Origin of the sequence: Pseudoalteromonas sp. NZS71_1 (genome assembly GCF_015864305.1) — a bacterium.
Lineage (GTDB): Bacteria > Pseudomonadota > Gammaproteobacteria > Enterobacterales > Alteromonadaceae > Pseudoalteromonas > Pseudoalteromonas arctica.
On the sequence record NZ_JADYXM010000015.1, the window covers coordinates 54,340 to 72,480 of the forward strand.

18 protein-coding genes are annotated in these 18,141 nt (G+C 38.9%); 3 read left to right on the forward strand and 15 right to left on the reverse strand.

Annotation, left to right across the window (positions count from 1 at the left end):
• Positions 1-151 precede the first annotated feature (151 nt).
• Positions 152-2,701 (reverse strand): M14 family zinc carboxypeptidase, encoded by a 2,550-nt coding sequence (locus tag I6F43_RS17160; protein WP_197103299.1) that lies wholly within the window; start codon positions 2,699-2,701, stop codon positions 152-154.
• 146 nt (positions 2,702-2,847) lie between these two features.
• Between I6F43_RS17160 and nfuA the strand changes: the two genes are divergently transcribed.
• The gene (gene nfuA, locus I6F43_RS17165) at positions 2,848-3,423 is read left to right on the forward strand and encodes a Fe-S biogenesis protein NfuA (RefSeq protein WP_007584966.1); all 576 of its coding nucleotides are present in this window, start codon (positions 2,848-2,850) and stop codon (positions 3,421-3,423) included.
• A 9-nt stretch (positions 3,424-3,432) separates the two neighbouring features.
• Complete coding sequence (locus tag I6F43_RS17170) at positions 3,433-3,702, forward strand: hypothetical protein (protein ID WP_002959572.1); 270 nt, start codon at positions 3,433-3,435, stop codon at positions 3,700-3,702.
• A 14-nt stretch (positions 3,703-3,716) separates the two neighbouring features.
• Here the strand turns inward: I6F43_RS17170 and I6F43_RS17175 are convergent, their stop codons facing one another.
• On the reverse strand, positions 3,717-4,988 hold the full coding sequence (locus I6F43_RS17175; protein WP_197103301.1) for an MATE family efflux transporter: 1,272 nt from the start codon (positions 4,986-4,988) through the stop codon (positions 3,717-3,719).
• A gap of 42 nt (positions 4,989-5,030) precedes the next feature.
• Here I6F43_RS17175 and I6F43_RS17180 point away from each other — a divergent pair, with 42 nt between their 5' ends.
• Positions 5,031-6,068, forward strand: coding sequence for a polysaccharide deacetylase family protein (locus tag I6F43_RS17180; RefSeq protein ID WP_101216103.1), 1,038 nt, complete (start codon positions 5,031-5,033; stop codon positions 6,066-6,068).
• Here I6F43_RS17180 and I6F43_RS17185 read toward each other — a convergent pair.
• The 13 genes from I6F43_RS17185 to I6F43_RS17245 all read right to left on the reverse strand — a co-directional run bounded on the left by I6F43_RS17185 (position 6,058) and on the right by I6F43_RS17245 (position 18,138).
• A complete protein-coding gene (locus tag I6F43_RS17185) occupies positions 6,058-7,089 on the reverse strand; it encodes a protein-glutamate methylesterase/protein-glutamine glutaminase (protein ID WP_007584963.1) in 1,032 nt (343 codons plus the stop codon). The two genes, I6F43_RS17180 and I6F43_RS17185, sit on opposite strands and share 11 nt — an antisense overlap.
• A gap of 8 nt (positions 7,090-7,097) precedes the next feature.
• Positions 7,098-7,715, reverse strand: a complete 618-nt coding sequence (gene cheD / locus I6F43_RS17190) for a chemoreceptor glutamine deamidase CheD (RefSeq protein WP_007584962.1) — start codon at positions 7,713-7,715, stop codon at positions 7,098-7,100.
• Positions 7,699-8,529 carry a CheR family methyltransferase gene (locus I6F43_RS17195; protein WP_024591684.1) on the reverse strand — a complete coding sequence of 277 codons (831 nt, stop codon included), beginning with the start codon at positions 8,527-8,529 and terminating at the stop codon, positions 7,699-7,701. Before I6F43_RS17195 ends, cheD begins: the two co-directional genes overlap by 17 nt.
• Before the next feature lie 79 nt (positions 8,530-8,608).
• On the reverse strand, positions 8,609-10,915 hold the full coding sequence (locus I6F43_RS17200) for a methyl-accepting chemotaxis protein (RefSeq protein WP_197103303.1): 2,307 nt from the start codon (positions 10,913-10,915) through the stop codon (positions 8,609-8,611).
• Positions 10,916-10,960: 45 nt separating this feature from the next.
• Positions 10,961-11,446 carry a chemotaxis protein CheW gene (locus tag I6F43_RS17205; protein WP_007584959.1) on the reverse strand — a complete coding sequence of 162 codons (486 nt, stop codon included), beginning with the start codon at positions 11,444-11,446 and terminating at the stop codon, positions 10,961-10,963.
• Positions 11,443-13,533, reverse strand: a complete 2,091-nt coding sequence (locus I6F43_RS17210) for a chemotaxis protein CheA (protein ID WP_197103305.1) — start codon at positions 13,531-13,533, stop codon at positions 11,443-11,445. The genes I6F43_RS17205 and I6F43_RS17210 overlap by 4 nt, the downstream gene beginning before the upstream one ends.
• Before the next feature lie 10 nt (positions 13,534-13,543).
• A complete protein-coding gene (locus tag I6F43_RS17215) occupies positions 13,544-13,906 on the reverse strand; it encodes a response regulator (protein ID WP_007584956.1) in 363 nt (120 codons plus the stop codon).
• Between the two features lie 8 nt (positions 13,907-13,914).
• A complete protein-coding gene (locus I6F43_RS17220; RefSeq protein WP_101163187.1) occupies positions 13,915-14,187 on the reverse strand; it encodes an STAS domain-containing protein in 273 nt (90 codons plus the stop codon).
• Positions 14,188-14,339: 152 nt separating this feature from the next.
• Positions 14,340-14,957, reverse strand: a complete 618-nt coding sequence (locus tag I6F43_RS17225) for an SCO family protein (protein ID WP_101163186.1) — start codon at positions 14,955-14,957, stop codon at positions 14,340-14,342.
• Entirely contained in the window at positions 14,954-15,883 is a 930-nt protein-coding gene (gene cyoE, locus I6F43_RS17230; RefSeq protein ID WP_197103320.1) for a heme o synthase, read from the reverse strand. The genes I6F43_RS17225 and cyoE overlap by 4 nt, the downstream gene beginning before the upstream one ends.
• Positions 15,884-15,895: 12 nt before the next feature.
• A complete protein-coding gene (locus I6F43_RS17235; protein WP_007584952.1) occupies positions 15,896-16,885 on the reverse strand; it encodes a COX15/CtaA family protein in 990 nt (329 codons plus the stop codon).
• Positions 16,886-16,913: 28 nt separating this feature from the next.
• Complete coding sequence (locus I6F43_RS17240; RefSeq protein ID WP_101216094.1) at positions 16,914-17,408, reverse strand: transmembrane cytochrome oxidase associated protein; 495 nt, start codon at positions 17,406-17,408, stop codon at positions 16,914-16,916.
• Positions 17,398-18,138 (reverse strand): SURF1 family protein, encoded by a 741-nt coding sequence (locus I6F43_RS17245; protein WP_101216095.1) that lies wholly within the window; start codon positions 18,136-18,138, stop codon positions 17,398-17,400. Before I6F43_RS17245 ends, I6F43_RS17240 begins: the two co-directional genes overlap by 11 nt.
• Between the last annotated feature and the right edge of the window lie 3 nt (positions 18,139-18,141).

Sequence of the window (18,141 nt, forward strand, 5' to 3'; positions counted from 1 at the left end):
TTAAAAAATTCTCATTTACGACTGCATGGATGCAGAAGGTAGAGCAATGCAGGAGCAATTGCCGAGAACAACTAAATAGCGAATTTTTTGCTTAGCTATCAACACGTTTTTCCATCCTCAAAATAGATCACTTAATTTAAGCGAATTGGTATTATTCGCCATTTGTACGAAACGTATGGCCAAAAAATAAAGCGTTGCTTAGTAGTCGACTAGTCCCATACCAGTAACCTCTAAATACAGGGTCATCGGTCATGCCTATTACTGTACCTCGTCCGTATGAGTGAGCAATTAAGCCAGCGCCGCCAGCAACTTGCTCAACATTAATGGCATCGGTAAAGCCTGCCAATAATGGATTTTTAGTGTAGGTAAGTACATTTACAAACGGTGCATCGGAAGCTTCTAGCAACCAAGTACTGTTTTTGAATACGGGCAATGTATTACGCTTTAGTGAAAATGTAAGCGGATGAGTTAAATCTACATTAGTATTAAAAATAGCACCTGCAATGCGTTGACGTCCTGCTAAATGATCTTTATCGCCATAACTTAAACCTGTCGTTTTAAATGCACTTGCTACATCTTGTCGTGATAGATAGCTTGCTTTGAGTAATTGCTGATCAGCTAAAAATTTAGCGCCGCCTTTATGACCCCAAATAACGCCGCCTTTTCTTACCCAGCTTTTAATAGCCACTTTGTCGGCATCAGATAAGCTATTGTAATTGCCATGAGCAAGCACAATATGGCTGTAGTCACTTAACTCGAGTGAACTAAAGCGGTTCATTTCAACAATTGTTGGTGCAACACCTACAAAGCGATCTAGGTAATACCACACTTCGCCGACTTCGTACTGGCTTGCGCCTTGCCCGCCAATAAGCAGTACTTTTGGAGCACTAACAACCGCCATTGATCGCGACCCTAAATCGGCTCCTTTGCTTGTTAAACCTGATGTAATAGGTTTGATTGCAATACCAAACTCATTTTGTGCTTTATTTAGCAAGGTAATCCAATCTGTATTTGTTTGTAGTCCAGCCGGTATAATAATACTTCCAGGTTTAAAATTAATTTCTCCTGATGTTGATTTAGCCGTTAATGCTTTTAGCGCTACACGTGCTTTTATACCTTGCTGTAATAAGCTATTTAACATTTTAGGTGCTAAATAATCATCCCACGAAAAACCAAATGCGTAACCTTCGGTGAGTGAAGAAAATGATGGGGTTGCTACTTTTTCCCATGCTTTATCAGCAACCTTTAATCCCCAACTACTTTTAACTTTAGAAAATGGCAAATTAAACGCATGCGCTAATGTCCAGCCAGATACATCGTAAAAAGTATTATCGGCAAAGTTTTTTTGCTCACTAAAAATCGCTTTTACTAAACGATATTGTGGTTGTGCTAATGGTACAAAATAGCTATGTGTACTGAAATTCTTACCATCTGCTTTTAATGATTTAGTAAGTGGGTAAGCGTTAATTTGGTGCTGCTTTAACAATTCTAAAAAGTGCATAATACGGGTGTTGTCGCTTGCACCTTCAACAACATAACCTTCAAAGCTTTCATCGCTGGCTAAATCAGTAGCTTGATTGTAAAAGTTAGCCTGGTAATCAAGTAATGCTTGACGGTTATCAACTGCTGCCTTAAAGGTAGATAAACTCGTTAACAGTTGATTTTTAATAGTGAAAGGAAAGCTCAAAGGTCCATTTATGGTGTCTTGAATATGTCCGCGAGAACTTGCTTGCTCAAATAAAATGCCTATGCCGCCATTTACATCGGGATAGGTTGAACCTTTACCGTAATAGAAATCATCAAAGCTTTCTTCAGTAAAATAAAGTGCGTTGTTTTCATCTAACGTTTTTGCGTGATAGTTAGCAATCGCTTTAGTCAACGTTACATTTTCATCAGGTGTTATTGGGTGTTTACGGCTTGGAATACCTGGTTGAAAAAAGTAACTGCTATTAGGCCCCATTTCATGAAAATCGGTTAAGACATTTGGTTTCCACTGATGAAATTTAGCAATACGCGCGCGCGATTCAGGATGCTGTAGCAGTAGCCAATCGCGATTTAAATCAAACCAGTAGTGATTGGTACGACTACTTGGCCAGTTTTCAACATGTTCACGGGTTTTAGGGTCACTTGATAAGTTCATGCCTCGGTTACTGTTTGCCCAATTAGCAAAACGAGCAAGCCCGTCAGGATTAAGTGAAGGGTCGAGTAAAATAACCGTCTTATTTAATAGCTCATCTATTTCAGTACCTTGTGCAGCAGCTAAGTAATATGCCACCAGCAAAGATGAGTTACTACCTGATGACTCATTACCATGAACGCTATAACCCATCCATACAACGGCAGGGTCGTCTTGTGCTTTACTACTGTTATTACTTAAGCGTGCTAAGTGAGCTTGGCGTGTCTGCTCTATGCTTGATAACTTATCAGCAGCAGTAATTGTTAGCATTACTAACGGGCGTTGTTCATGCGTGCGGCCAATCACCTCAAAATTTATACGGTCGCTTTTATCAGCAAGTATTTCCATATAACGTACGAGCTGATCGTGTCTCACGTGCCACTCTCCTACTTCGTAACCGAGTACTTGCTCAGGAGTAGGAATTGAAGGGTCAAATTTTACATCTTGTTCAAAATAATACGAAAGTGGCTTAGCTACACTTGAAAAGCTAAGCAACACCACCATTAATGTTAATACCAAACGCATATAAATCACTCAAAAAATGTTCGTTGTTTGCACGCTACCATTGCTTAAAATAGATGCCAACTTTTTACGCTCAACACTAGCCGCAACACGATGAGCGGAGTATGATACGCAGTATCCGAGTAATTTAGTCAAGTATAGATGGTTTTATGATTTCTATTTCCGAAACAGCGCAAGCGCATTTTGCTAAACTATTAGCAGATCAATCACAACAAACCAATATTCGTGTGTTTGTTGTAAACCCTGGTTCATCACAAGCGGAATGTGGTGTGTCTTATTGTCCAGAAGACGCTGTAGAAGCGAGCGATATTCGCCTAAACTTTAACGGTTTTGATGCCGTTGTAGATGCAGAAAGTGCTCCATTTTTAGAAGAAGCTGAAATCGATTTTGTTACCGACAAAATGGGTACTCAGTTAACGCTAAAAGCACCAAATGCAAAGGCGCGTAAAATAGGTAACGATGCATCGTTAAACGAACGTGTACAGCACATGCTAGAAACCGAAGTAAATCCACAACTTGCTAACCACGGTGGTCAAGTAAGCCTTGTTGAAATTACAGCTGCAGGTATTGCTATACTTCAGTTTGGTGGTGGTTGTAACGGTTGTTCTATGATCGATGTAACACTAAAAGAAGGCATTGAAAAAGAAATGATAGCTAAGTTTGAAGAAATCACCGGTGTTGCTGATATAACAGAGCACGAAGCGGGCGATCACTCTTACTATTAGGCCTTGTAAATGCTAAAGCAGCTTATTTATCGCTTAGGGAGCAACCCTAAGCTGAGCTTAAAGCGCTTTTTTCGCGGCTTAGCACTGTTTGTGCTAGCCGTGATATTCATATCTATTGGGTATTACACTCACTACAGCTTACAAATAATTGGCGTTATAATTTTACTCCCCGCATTATTTTTTGCCGGTTGGGGCTACTGCGGTATTTTTGCTAATCGTTTTTCACAAGTTTTAAAAGATATGGGCCCTAAACACCACGACCCCGATCTCTGGAAATAAACCATTTATTTAGTTTAATCTAATAGCTGATTATTTATTTTTAAGTGGTGATATTTAATTATTAATGTAACCCCGCGCATTAACATAAAACAGCTCATAGCCAGCCATAACCCATTATTTTCCCAGTCTATAAACACCCAAAACACACCAAAAAAACCAACTCCAGCGGAAAGTATCATACTGTTACGCATGTTCTTTGCTCGCGTAAGCCCTACAAAAACACCATCAAACAAAAAGCAGCTCATGGCCAAAATAGGCAACACTATTAGCCATGGTAAATAGTGTGTTGCCTCTTGAATAACCTCTGGTACATTGGTTAAAAGCTTGATTATACCGCGGCCAAACAATGCAAAAAAAGCGCTATATAAGACGCCAAAAAGCATGCCCCAAAATACACTTATTTTAACCCAAAGCTCTATATTTTTAACGCTTCCTTGGCCTTTAGCTTGTCCTACTTTTGCCTCAGACGCGTAAGCAACGCCATCAAGAGCAAAACTCACCAACATTAGAAAGTTAAGTAAAACAGCATTAGCAGCTAATGTGGTTTCGCCTATACGCGCTGCGTAAAACGTCATAAAACTAAAGCATAATTGCAGTATTAAAGAGCGAATAAATATATCTCTATTCAAACTCAATAATTCAGCCATTTTGCTAATACTCAACCAATTCGGTACATTTAGATCAATGTCTTGTTTTTTAGCTAGTTTAACCACTAAAAACAGTGCAAATACTAAAGCCGTATAATCAGCAATAAGTGAAGCCCACGCAGCGCCTGCAACTGCCCAATCTAAATAAACAACAAAATAAATATCGAGTACTATATTAACGATATTAGTGACGAGTAATAAATAAAATGGACCTCGACCATAATGCACACCAAGCATCCAACCCAGTAACACTAAATTACACAATGCTGCTGGAGCACTAAAAATACGAATGCTAAAATATTGATACGCTTGGGTAAGTACATCGCTATTGGCGGCGGAGAGGTAAGCAATAGCGTGCTTTATTAATGGGGATAACACAATTAATAGCACAGCCACTGCGCTTGCAAGCAATAGGCTTCGTTTAAGTAAAGCGGCAAGTTGGGTTAAATCGTTTTTTCCGTATGCTTGTGCCACGAGCCCCGTGGTACTCATTCTTAAAAAACCAGCAAGCCAAAATAAAATAGATATAACTGCAGAGCCAAGGGCAATACCCGCTAAGTAATGAGCGCTTCCTAAGTGCCCAATTACAGCGGTATCAACAATTCCTAACAACGGCACTGTGATATTTGATAGTATCATCGGACCCGCTAACAACAGCAAGCTTTTATGGTGTGCCTTATTATGTATAAGAAATTGTTTCATTTAGTATTATTTATCCTCATTAGTGTATCTGTGCGGGCTCAAGCAGCCGTTATTTTACAGTATCATCATGTTAGTGAAACCCTACCCGCTGTAACGAGCGTTAGCGCCAATACATTCACTAAACATTTGAGCTATTTAAAAGAGCACAACTTTAACGTTATTCCTCTTAATGACTTAATAAGCGCACTTCAGCAAGGTGAAACCTTACCTGATAAAACTGTCGCCATCACCTTTGATGATGGTTATAACAATAACTATGAACAAGCGGCGCCTATTTTAGAAAAGTTTGGCTACCCGTACACTATCTTTGTAAATCCTAAATTAATAGACGAGGGCATGAGCTACGTAATGGGGTGGGATAAGCTCAAAGAATTATCTAAAAAAGGGGCATTAATAGCCAATCATAGCGGACAACATGATTACTTACACCTTAAGCTTGAAAACGAAACCGATGCACAATGGCAATCACGTATTAAGCAAGATATTCTTAGCTCTCAAAAGCGTATAAAAGAAGAAATAGGCCACGACTATAAATACTTAGCATACCCGTATGGTGAGTTTAATAACGAGCTGCAAGCACTTGTGACAGAGCTTGGTTTTGTGGGTATTGGTCAGCACTCCGGCGCTGTAAATAAAGACTCTAATTTTAGCCGCTTACCGCGTTTTCCTGCATCAGGCTTTTACAGCAAACTAGAAACTCTTATTACTAAGCTTAACTCACGCGCGTTTAATATCACCAATTTAACTTATCAAGATAGCGTTACACAACAAAATCCACCCACGCTCACAATTGAATTTAAAATGGGTGATTTTCATAAAAGCCAATTTGCCTGTTACGTATCAAGCGTAGGCCAAGCAGATTTAAAATGGGTAAATAAAAATACAGTCGAAATAACCTCACCAAAGGTGCTTAATAAAGGGCGTTCTCGTTTTAATTGCACGGCCCCTTCTATTTCAAGCCCTGGTGATTACTTTTGGTTTTCGCAGCCTTGGGTAATTGAAGCGCCTAAACCTTAACTGCCTGATGTAATAGTCGCTGGGTTATTTTATCCAGCGCAACTATCTCGTCCGCTGCATTTAACTCAGCGGCAGCCTTAGGCATACCCCATACCACCGATGAGTACTCATCTTGAGCCAAGGTATACGCACCGTTTTGTTTTAGTGCAAGTAACCCTTTTGCGCCATCACTCCCCATCCCTGTTAGTATGGCTGCAACTACGTTTTTAGCTCCTGTCTCAACTAATGAGTTAAACAGCACATCTACCGCAGGTTTATGTCTGTTGACCGGCTCGCCATCATCAAGCTGGCAATACAAGCTAACACCTCGCTTTTTAATACTTAAATGAAAACCACCTGGTGCTATATAAGCCCAGCCAGTGCTAAGCTTATCGCCATGTTCAGCCTCTTTCACATTTATCGTGCATGTACGATTCATTCGCTCAGCAAATGAGGCGCTAAACACAGGAGGAATATGCTGAGTAATTACAATGGGCGGGCAATTTTGTGGCATTTTAATAAGTACTTCTTTGATAGCCTCAGTACCACCCGTTGAAGCACCTATCGCAATTACTTTATTAAGTAAAAATTGAGAATGGGTATTAATAGGCTCATTTGTGACGACCGTTTTTTTATAGCTTCTTACTCTTGCTCCAGCAGCTATTCGCACCTTTTGTTGAACAAGTGATGCATATTGGCTCAATTGCTCTCTTACGTTATTAGTAGGCTTAGCTATAAAATCAACAGCCCCTAATTCGAGTGCCTCGAGTGTAATAGGAGAGCCTTTTTGGGTCAGTGTTGAAATCATCACTACTGGCATTGGTCTTAATCGCATTAAGTTTTTTAAAAAACTAATGCCATCCATTTTTGGCATTTCTACGTCGAGCGTTAATACATCAGGATTTAACTTTTTTATCATTTCGCGAGCTTCGTAGGGATCCTCAGCGCTCCCCACTACCGTAATATCTTTAGCTTGCTGTAATATTTCAGTGAGTAAACGCCTAATTAAGGGGGAGTCGTCAATTATTAATACTTTAATCATGCATACTCCTAAAACAGCTCTATATCAGTTACTACTTCTTGCTTTTTAAGGTTTTGTAAGTAACGGACTTCGCGTTTTTCAATCGTATTATTATGTAGGTTTTTAAGTTTTTTCATATGAACTTTACCGGTGTTCGGATGAAAAAATATTTTTCGTGGCCATGGTCCACCCATATCGTGGGCAACTAGATTTAATGCCTCTTCTTTAATATACGCCGCTGCAAAACTAATATTACCCAGCCCTATATCAGTCATCGCACTAATAATTTTACCCCCACCAAAAAGTTTTACTTTTAGGTTACGGCGAGACGCACCATTTTTTAAAACTTCGTTTATAAGATACTCCATAGCCCAATTGCCATACCGACAACTTAAACTATGCGCATTCTTAAGTTCTACTCCCTTTTGAATTGGTAACATAAAGTGATTCATGCCCCCAATCCCTAGTACTTCATCGTAAACACAAGCCGCGATACACGAACCCAAAACTGTAGAGATCAGCTCATTATTTTTAGAAACATAAAACTCACCCGGAAGCACTTTAGCAACAACGCTACCTCGGCCCGAGTCCCAATATCGTTTAATATGTTCAAAGTTAGGTAATACCGGCCTAAACTCTGCGTGCATTTTGTCCCTTTTGGTACATAGTTTTCCCTAAATTTTTAAATTGCGTATGCTCTTTTCCCATACTTTCTGAGTGACCTAAAAACAAATAACCTTGTTCATTTAATATATTGGCGTAACGTTTAAAAAGCTGATCTTTTGTTTCTTTATCAAAGTAAATAACAACATTACGACATAAAATAAGATCAAATGATCCTTTCATTGGCCAATCTTGCAATAAGTTTAAACGCTTGAATGAAATAGACTCTTTTAGTCTATCTTTAACTTTATAGTTTTCACCGTCTTTACTTTTTAAAAACCAACGCTTAAGTTGCACGTCATCTAAGCCGTTAACATTCGCTGCGGTGTAAATACCCTTTTGTGCTTTTGCCAATACATTAGAATCTAAATCGGTTGCTAGTATTTTTACATCCCAATTGCTCGGAAATGCATTATTTAAAGTCATCGCCAAACTGTAGGGCTCTTCTCCTGTTGAGCAACCTGCAGACCAGATTCTTACTCGCTTACTATTTTTATTTGCCTTTAAGAGAGCAGGTACAAGCTCAGATTTTATAAATTCAAAGTGGTGTATTTCACGAAAAAAAGACGTTAAGTTAGTTGTTATTGCATTAATAAAGGCATCAAACTCCTGATCTTTATGGCTATTTAAATACTCTAAATAGGCTTTAAAGTCAGTTAGTTTTCGCTCTCTAATACGTCTTGCTAAGCGTGAATAAACCATCTCTCGCTTATGCTCACCTAATACAATTCCACATGCGCTATAAACTAAACTGGCAATTTCTTTAAAGTCGCGGTCGGTACACAAAAACTCTTTCATTGTTCGCTCTCAATTTAGCCTGCCAAATAATACCTCGCTGTGATTATGTATTCAGCGAGGTATATAAGAAGATTCGTTGTTAAAATTCTTCCCATTCATCAGCAGAGTCTACAAAGTTATCGCCTCTGGGTTTATTACTTACAAAACTGCTTTGCGACTTATGAGATAATTTAGGTGTGCGCATAGTCGGCGAAATCATCGCCATCTCTTGCTGACCTATTGAGAAAAAGTTGAGTAGTTGGCGCATCTCATTAGCTTGCTCAGCCATAGACTCGCCAGCGGCAGAGGCTTGCTCTACTAAGGCGGCATTTTGTTGCGTCATTTCGTCCATTTGTGAGATGGCGGTATTAACTTGTTCAATACCCGCACTTTGTTCTTCAGATGCCTCTGTAATATCAGAAATCATTTGCGTCACTCTTTGTACCGATACAACAATCTCTTTAAGTGTAGCGCCCGACTCATTAACTAATTGAGAGCCATCAGCTACTTTGCCTACACTATCTCTTATTAACTCTTTAATTTCTTTCGCTGCGCCTGCAGAGCGCTGTGCTAAATTACGCACTTCACCTGCAACAACCGCAAAGCCTCGACCTTGTTCACCAGCCCTTGCAGCCTCTACTGCAGCATTAAGCGCTAATAAGTTAGTTTGAAATGCTATTTCGTCAATGACACCAATAATATCTGCAATTTTCTTGCTCGACTCATTAATTGCCGACATGCTCGTAACTGCTCTATTTACAACCTCACCACCTTGAATCGCCTTTTCGCATGTTTCTTCTGCTAAATCGTTTGCCACTTTTGCGTTATCAGCATTTTGGCGAACGGTGCTGGTCATCTCTTCCATGCTCGACGCTGTTTCTTCAAGTGACGAGGCTTGCTCTTCTGTACGTTGGCTTAAATCAGCATTACCTTGAGAGATTTCCTCTGCACCACTGGCTACAAGCGTTGCCGATGAATTAATGCGATTAATCACTTCCGTTAACTTATCTGCCGTAGCATTAGCATCGCGTTTGAGTTTATCAAATGAGCCTTTATATTCTTTTTCAACTCGTTTTGATAAATCACCATTTGCCATCGCATCGAGCATACTGCCCGTGTCAGCAACTGCATCATCAACTATTTTAACTAAGCTATTTAGCCCTTGAGCCAAACGTAAAAAGAATCCTTCCTTCCCATCTTCCGCTACTCTTGTATCTAATTCGCCATTACCTGCAGCACCAATAAGCTCAGCAATTTCTTTTTCAAGCGCAACTTCATTGGTCCTATCTTCCCACTCAACAATAGTGCCTAAATGCTTTCCGTCTTGACTAATCCAAGGTGAAGCAATCAAGGTGAAAGTGACACCCGCTAAAAGTAATTCGGCTTTATGAGGCTTATCGAGATTTTTTAATAAATCACGCTGATGGTTAGGGTGTTTATGAAAATCATCAACACAGGTGCCAATTAAATTATCAACAGAAAAGCTTGGTAATACAGTTTGTAATTCTTTTTCGCGGACTTTTAGCATTTTCTGAACACGGTCGTTCACAAATACTATATTGAGATCTTTATCAGCAATCATTACATTAGCTTGGCAAACTTTAAGCGCATTTGCTAAATCGGCTGCTTTGCGAGATGCTTTTTCAAGCTCTTTTTGTTCAGTTATATCAGATGCATATTTGATCACTTTAAACGGCTTACCGTTCATATCATAAATTGGGTTATAAGAAGCCTGGATCCAAACCTCCTGACCCTGTTTCCCTATTCTTAAATATTCCCCTGAATCAAATTCACCGCGACCTAGTTTGGCCCAAAACTCTTTATACTCGATACTATTTGCATGTTCGGGTTCAATAAAAAGCCTATGATGCTGACCTTTAATCTCACTGAGTTGATAGCCAAGCGCATTTAAAAAGTTATCATTGGCATCAATAATAGTGCCATCTAAATTAAACTCGATAACCGCTTGGGATTTACTTATAGCGCTAATTTGTCCAGAAGCTTCTGCTGAAATTAACTTTTGTTCAGTCACGTCGGTAGCAAATTTAACGACTTTTAATACTTGCCCTTGCTCATCAACAATTGGATTATAAGTTGCTTGAATCCATACCTCAGTTCCACCTTTAGCATTTCGCTTAAACTCATCTGAGATAAACTCGCCATTACGCAGGCGTTGCCAAAAGTTCTTATAATCGTTGCCCTGAGCTTCATCTGGGTCAACAAACATAGAGTGATGCTGGCCTTGAACCTCTTCAAGACGATAGCCCATCGCGTTTAGAAAATTCATATTTGCAGTAATTATTTTTCCGTTAGGTTCAAACTCAATCACCGCTAATGATTTATTCAATGCGTCTACAATTAAATCATTACTTGATTTTGACTGCTTTGGATTACTAAACCATCCCATGCTCATCACCACCTTTAAGTTTATTATTCATTTAGTTTCTATTTGCTAAATATTCATTGTTTTTTGCAGGTCAATTAGCGCTACCATTTTTTCACCAACATTCACCAACCCAGCTACATATTCACAATTATTCGACTCAGATAAACTAGGAACCGCTTTCGCATCTTGCTCCGCAATACTGTAAACATCAGAAACGGCATCAACAGCAACACCTATAATTTTACTACCTAGTTCAAATTCTATTTTAACAACGATAACCACCGTTAATGGCCCATAGTCGACACTTGGTAATCCAAAGCGCAACCGTAAATCAATAATTGGCACTATTGTTCCACGTAAATTAATAACGCCTTTTACAAATTCAGGCGCATTGGGCAGTACTGTAATTTCTTCCCAACTGCGAATTTCTTGTACTGTTAAAATATCAACGCCGTATTCTTCATCAGCCATAATAAAAGTTAAAAACTGTTTTACACCTTGCTGTTGCTGAAGATTTAATTGATTACTTAACTGGCTCTGCTCTGAGCTCATAACGCCTCCAAAGTGGCTTGCGTTTCAATCGTTAATTCTTGGCTACCTGGTTTTTTTAAACCTGAGAGCTTTATTAAGCCGCTAATGTCCACAATCAGCGATACACGCCCATCGCCTAAAATAGTGGCTCCCGATACGCCATCCACCTTATGGTAGTTTGCCTCTAAACTTTTAATAACAACCTGTTGTTGAGACAGTAAATCATCAACTAATAAACCCACCTTTTGGTTATCTGTTTCTACAACAACAAGCAGCGTTTTATCGAGTGATTCAATGGCATTTTTATGATTAAAAATATCGTAGAGCCTTAAAATAGGAATGTATTCGTCCCGAAGCCTCAATACATCAAGGCTTTTACCCACTCGACTCACTTTAGCAATATCAATTTGCAGAGATTCCACAATAGAAATGAGCGGGATAATATAAGTATGCTGAGCCACCTTAACTAATTGCCCATCTAAAATAGCGAGAGTAAGTGGTAATCTAATAGTAAACGTAGAACCAACACCGGCCGCTGAGGTTACTTCTACTGAGCCATTTAATGATTGAATATTTCGCTTAACTACATCCATCCCAACTCCACGACCAGATAAGTCACTTACCTCATCTACTGTCGAAAAGCCGGGCATAAAAATAAGCTCATTTATTTCATCGTCACTGAGATGGTTATCAGCTGAGATTAATTCGTTAGTGATGGCTTTTTCTTTTATTTTTTTTGTATTTAACCCCTGCCCATCATCCATTATTTCAATAACAATGTTTCCACCCTGATGAAATGCATTTAAGGTTACTGTGCCAACGGGATCTTTACCTGCCGCCAGTCTTTGCTCAACAGTCTCTAATCCATGATCAAGTGAGTTCCTCACTAAATGCACCATAGGATCGGATATTTTTTCCATTACTGTTTTATCAAGCTCGGTTTGCTCTCCAATCAACTTTAGCTCAACTTGCTTATTTAGTTTTTGCGCTATATCTCGCACTAATCGAGGAAAACGACTAAATACAAAGTTTATTGGCAGCATACGAATGCGCATCACATTTTCTTGTAAATCACGCGTATTATGGGCAAGTTGCGCTAGACCTTCTTGTAGTAAAGTGATTGTGGCTGGTGTGATTTCTTGTTCGCTAAGCTGATTGAGCATCGCTTGTGTAATAACAAGTTCACCTACCATATTTATTAACGAATCGACTTTATCAATACCAACTCGAATGGAGGTAGACTCTGGTGTACTTGCAGGTTTTTTATCTTTATTAGCAGCGGGTTGCTTTGGCTTACTAGGTAGCTCAGCTACTTTTATTGAATCGGATGTTTCAAGCTCAACAGCTTTAGATATCTCACCTTGATTAGGTTGTATTGGCTCATCATTGCCAAATAAGCCTCCGCATAATTCAATTGTTATGTCGGCATCGTCTTCTACCCATTCAAATACTTCTTTTATGGCTTTTTCATCATGGCTAGTATCTAAAAAAAAGCGCCAATGTAAAAAGCATTCATCACTGCTCAAATCTGTAATTTCTGGAACTTCATCGTAAAATACTGTGGTTTCTAACTCACCTAGCTCTTCGAGCTCACTGATCATATACAGTGGCTCGTTTCCTGTTTTAAATAAATGATGATGAGGTTTAAAGTCTATTTGATAGGTGTTACTATTTGTTTGCTCGTCAAAGCTTTGAGGTTTATTTTCTTGTGTTTCGTTTTTCATTCCAAGTACACGTTCAAATTGTACTTTTAACGAATCTGCCTCGGTTAAATCTGGCTCTTGCTCACCTTGAAGTGCAGCAAGTAAAGCACGCAAGCAATCCACAGCTTTGAGTAATAAATTGACATGCTCGGTACTAAGCTCTCGTTCACCTTGGCGAATTTGATCCAGTAGTGTTTCAAGTACATGAGTAAAGTCAGCAACGGAGCTAAAACCAAAAGTGCCACTGCCTCCTTTTATTGAGTGAGCAGCTCTAAAAATAGTGTTGATAGTTTCTAAATCTTCCTCACCTGGCACTAAGTTTAATAGCTCAGCCTCCATGGTATCTAGGCCTTCAAAACTCTCTTCAAAGAAAACTTCAAAAAATTGACTTAAATCTATACTCACACTGCGCTCCTTAGCGAATAACTTTTTTAATTACCGCTAGTAGCTGATCGGGATTAAATGGTTTTACAATCCAGCCTGTTGCACCAGCAGCTTTACCCTCTATCTTTTTTTCTAAGCCCGACTCTGTAGTAAGCATTAGTAATGGTGTAAATTTATAACTCGGTAAAGTACGCAGCTCTCGTATTAATGTAATTCCATCCATTATTGGCATGTTTACATCTGAGATCACGGCATCAAAATCTTGTTGCTTGGCAATAGCGAGAGCTTCACTGCCATCTTTAGCTTCGGTTACATCAAACCCGGCAGTTTTTAATGTAAAGCTCACCATTTGACGCATCGATGCTGAATCATCAACCGCTAAAATTCTTTTCATATATACCCCTAACTTTTACTTTCGGTTGTTAAGTATTGGCTTAAGCCAAGTTTATTAATTGTATGCGTTAAGGCCTCGCTACTGCCTACCCATATTATTTTGTGCTGTATAGTAAGTAGGTGTTTTTGTAAGGCGCATAAAAGTTGAATTGAGGCAGTATCAGCAGAAATCACATCGTTAATATCAAGACAGATATCATCGTTGCTATTGAGTTCGTGTAGTAAGTCTTTATGTAGTGTTTCAACTTGCGTAATAGCAAGTTCGCTCGGAAGTTTTAGCATTTAGTAAGTGCATTCCCTGTCAATTCAATTCATAACAAAAGCTTAGCCCTAGTTATTAAAATTGCCATAAAATGCTTAATTAAATTTAACCTGTCGTTAAAATACAAAAAAAGGAGCCTAAAGCTCCTTTAAAATTGGTAAAAAGTAAAAAACTAGTTTTTATAGTAATCAGCTATTTTTTTAAACTCTTCGGTTAAAGTCGTCGCATTAATTAATGGCACACTACCTTGTTTAAACTCTGGTTTAAAAATAGCTCTAACGGCTCCATTTTGATCAACCATAGCGACCGAGGCACTATGATCAACTGCATATTCTGATTCACTACTATCGCTAATGGCGTAAATTAAACCAAGCTCTCGAACAACAGGAAAAAGGTGTTTATGTTCCCCTGATACAGCTAAAAAGTCTGGGTTAAAGTAATCTATATATTGCTTTCGTTTAGCTGGTGTATCGCGTTTTGGATCAACCGATAAAAACCAAACTTGTAGCGGATAATCTGCTTGTAAGTTTTTATAAACAGCATTTAACTTAGCAAGTGTTAATGGACAAATATCTGGGCAGCTTGTGTAGCCTAAAAATACTAAATTCCACTGTCCTAAAAATTGTTGCTTAGTTACTAATTCGCCGCGCTGATCGTTTAGCGTAAAATCAGACAGTGGCTTTGCATTTTCGTAAACTAATGCATCTACATCTGGTGGACTATTTTCATTTGAACATGCTGATAAAAACGAAACTAAAATAACAATTAATCCAAGCCATAACTGCTTCATAAAGGGAGCCATTTATCTATAAATAAGATTATAAAGAGTACCATTAAATGAATAATCGAAAAACGAAATAAGTCCATTGCAGTCTCATCATTTCCAGCAATTTTTAAATTGACCGCCTTATATATAAACACGGCATTTAATACACATGCACCTATCAAATAGATTAATCCAGACATACCGATTAAATAAGGTAATACGCAAACAACAGCGAGTAAAACAGAGTAAGCAACGACGCACGTTTTACAAAAATCGATACCATGGGTTACTGGTAACATAGGGATTTTAGCGCGTTCATAATCACTTTTTCGTGCTATAGCCAGCGCCCAAAAGTGTGGTGGGGTCCAGGTAAATATTATCATTACGAGTAACCAAGGGGCTGCTGCCATTTGGTTTGTTTCTGACACCCAACCTAATAATGGAGGCATTGCGCCAGCCAACCCACCTATAACAATATTTTGCGGCGTTGCACGCTTTAAAAATGATGTATAAACAAATGCATAACCTACCAATGCAAATAACGTTAATATAGCGGTTAAGGTATTAGCCCACACCATCAGCATAATAAAACCCGCAACCCCAATAACAGCTGCAAAACTAAGCGCATGTGTTTTACTTAAACGCCCTTTAGCCACAGGGCGATGACGAGTCCGCGCCATTTTTGAGTCTATCTCGCTATCAACCACATGATTAATAACCGCTGCAGCAGCAGAAAGTAGCCCTATACCTAACAAGCTAATAAACTGTACGACCATACCGCGCCCTACATCGGGAGCCAGCGCTAAACCAACCCAAGCTGTTAGCACCAGCATAGCTACCACTTTAAATTTACTAATTGCTAAGTAGTCTTGCAGCAAACTATGTGTACGCGAAATTAGCGATTGAGTATTAACGGGTAGCAGTATTTTTTTATCAATTATAAGTGCCATCATATTTCCCCTTTATGTGCGTGATTTTAGGTAATAACACAACCTAACCATGCTTAATAACAGTATGGCTGCCATCAAGTTATGCGCCAGTGCAACTCCCAACGGAATATGCCAATGTACTAAAATAAGTCCTAAGCTAATTTGGCAAAGCAGAACAAGTAATACACTCACAACGCAATTTTTAATTTTTTTAGAGTACGCTTGGCTGTATATTTTCCACATAATTAACGCCAGAACAATGCAAGTAACGAGTGCCCAAATGCGATGTAATAAATGAATAGACATACGCGCTTGCTGCGATAACACACCAAACTCATAATTACTGTGCTCAAGTGGTAATTGAAATACGCTACTCAATGAAAACGGTTGTGCGTAATTACACAATGGCAAACCACTACAATGTGGAGCGGCGTAATTTGCAGCCAGCCAACCACCAAGTGCAATTTGGATAATTAATACACTGAGCGCTACTAAACTTAAACCGAAATAGCGTTTTGCGCCGCTATCGCCACCCATAATAGGTTTTGCGGTTAGCCGTAAATATAAAAGCGTTATAAGTGACAAAATACTAAAGCCACCTAATAAGTGGCCCATTACAATAAGCGGCTGAAGGTTCATGGTTACTGTCCACATACCAAGGGCAGCCTGAAACACCACTAGTAAAAGTAAAGCCAAAGGCAATTTAACTGGCGTAGTTGGATATTGGCGTTTTAAAAAAGCCAACACAAATAAACCTAAAATAAGTAAGCCTAAAGCACCTGCAAAGTAGCGATGAATCATTTCTTTCCACGCTTTTGCGGTTTCGAACATCATATCGGGGTAGCTTTGAGTTGCTAAGGCTATGTCAGCCTCATGCTTAGGTACCGTTAAAAAGCCATAACAACCAGGCCAATCGGGGCACCCTAAACCTGCATCACTTAAGCGGGTGTACGCACCTAAAGCAACTACAATCAAAGCGAGTAATCCTGTTATTAATACTAAGTTTTTATAATTTTTATACATCAGATACTCCAACTTAAGCTCAACTTAGTTAGCTAGAACGAGAATAGTTAAGTAATTTTTTTAGATCTTTTAATAACCCTTTTTGTACTAAACGGTTTTCTTGTGGCTCGACCTTAAAGGGATATTCAAGTACCACTAACCCCATATGATCAATTAAATACAAACTTGCAGGATTTAAACTCTGTTGCTCGGTAATAATTTTCCATGGTAGGTTTTTATTGTCGGGACTTCCCATTACAGCCATATCAACCTTGCCTTGGTTTTTACCAAGTGCCACATATAAATTATTAAGTGCATTGAGCTGTTCGCGGCATGGGGTGTTACATTCGTTTGAATAATTAAGTGCGATAGTCCATTGCTTGGGATTATTTTGCGGCCAATTTTTAAGTTTTATTTCTTGGCTTAAAAACTCGCCATTATTAGTAATTGCAGTAGGCAACCAATCAAACTTTAATGCGCCATATGCCAAAATTAATGGGATAGCGCAGCAGCCCACAAACAACACAAGGGGATTATTTTTCATTAAGTGTCCTTTTTTTACTCGCAAAAATAGCCACAACAGCACATGCAACAGCAATTAAAAACCATTGCACAGCGTAGGCATTATGCTTTTGAGGGCTCATAACAACTGCCTCATAATGAGGTGTTGCAATCTCATCACCAGTACCTTGTCTGTAAGCCATAAAATTAATTAATGATTGCTGGCTTTGAGTGCTCAGCATATTCAAGTCGATAGATTGGATTCTTGTAGGTAAGTCATTATTTGTAGTTTTATCTTCAAGCGTAAAGCTACTTAAGTTATTTTCTTTTATTTGCGCTTTAAGAATAAAAACACCTGTAGGCAGAGTAACCTTTGGCAGTGTATCTCTAGATATAGGCGCTTTTACCCATCCTAAATTAACTAAAATCACTTTTTCTTCGCTGTCTGGCTTTAGTAAAGCAAGTAAATCGTACCCTACTTGCCCGTTATAAACTTGATTATCTAAAAGCCAATATTGGCTTTGTACAAACCGCCCTTTTAACTCAACCAATACACCTGTTTTGTTCCAGCTATCAGGCAGGTTAAGTAATTGAGACCAACTCATCACACCCCGATTCTGTTGCTTAGCAATAGCGGTTAGTTGCTGCTGTTTTTGCTCACCTCGCTCCAACTGCCAAAATCCTAATCGCACACACACAAGTACAACAACCACAACCATACAAAGTGTGATTAGTGAACTAAGCTTTTGTTTGTGCCATAAAACTAACTGCATAAA

Coding starts and splice junctions, on each gene's coding strand:
- I6F43_RS17160 (WP_197103299.1), bottom strand. CDS start 2,701: ATGCGTTTGGTATTAACATTAATGGTGGTGTTGCTTAGCTTTTCAAGT.
- nfuA (WP_007584966.1), top strand. CDS start 2,848: ATGATTTCTATTTCCGAAACAGCGCAAGCGCATTTTGCTAAACTATTA.
- I6F43_RS17170 (WP_002959572.1), top strand. CDS start 3,433: ATGCTAAAGCAGCTTATTTATCGCTTAGGGAGCAACCCTAAGCTGAGC.
- I6F43_RS17175 (WP_197103301.1), bottom strand. CDS start 4,988: ATGATACTATCAAATATCACAGTGCCGTTGTTAGGAATTGTTGATACC.
- I6F43_RS17180 (WP_101216103.1), top strand. CDS start 5,031: ATGTATAAGAAATTGTTTCATTTAGTATTATTTATCCTCATTAGTGTA.
- I6F43_RS17185 (WP_007584963.1), bottom strand. CDS start 7,089: ATGATTAAAGTATTAATAATTGACGACTCCCCCTTAATTAGGCGTTTA.
- cheD (WP_007584962.1), bottom strand. CDS start 7,715: ATGCACGCAGAGTTTAGGCCGGTATTACCTAACTTTGAACATATTAAA.
- I6F43_RS17195 (WP_024591684.1), bottom strand. CDS start 8,529: ATGAAAGAGTTTTTGTGTACCGACCGCGACTTTAAAGAAATTGCCAGT.
- I6F43_RS17200 (WP_197103303.1), bottom strand. CDS start 10,915: ATGGGATGGTTTAGTAATCCAAAGCAGTCAAAATCAAGTAATGATTTA.
- I6F43_RS17205 (WP_007584959.1), bottom strand. CDS start 11,446: ATGAGCTCAGAGCAGAGCCAGTTAAGTAATCAATTAAATCTTCAGCAA.
- I6F43_RS17215 (WP_007584956.1), bottom strand. CDS start 13,906: ATGAAAAGAATTTTAGCGGTTGATGATTCAGCATCGATGCGTCAAATG.
- I6F43_RS17220 (WP_101163187.1), bottom strand. CDS start 14,187: ATGCTAAAACTTCCGAGCGAACTTGCTATTACGCAAGTTGAAACACTA.
- I6F43_RS17225 (WP_101163186.1), bottom strand. CDS start 14,957: ATGAAGCAGTTATGGCTTGGATTAATTGTTATTTTAGTTTCGTTTTTA.
- cyoE (WP_197103320.1), bottom strand. CDS start 15,883: ATGGCACTTATAATTGATAAAAAAATACTGCTACCCGTTAATACTCAA.
- I6F43_RS17235 (WP_007584952.1), bottom strand. CDS start 16,885: ATGTATAAAAATTATAAAAACTTAGTATTAATAACAGGATTACTCGCT.
- I6F43_RS17240 (WP_101216094.1), bottom strand. CDS start 17,408: ATGAAAAATAATCCCCTTGTGTTGTTTGTGGGCTGCTGCGCTATCCCA.
- I6F43_RS17245 (WP_101216095.1), bottom strand. CDS start 18,138: ATGCAGTTAGTTTTATGGCACAAACAAAAGCTTAGTTCACTAATCACA.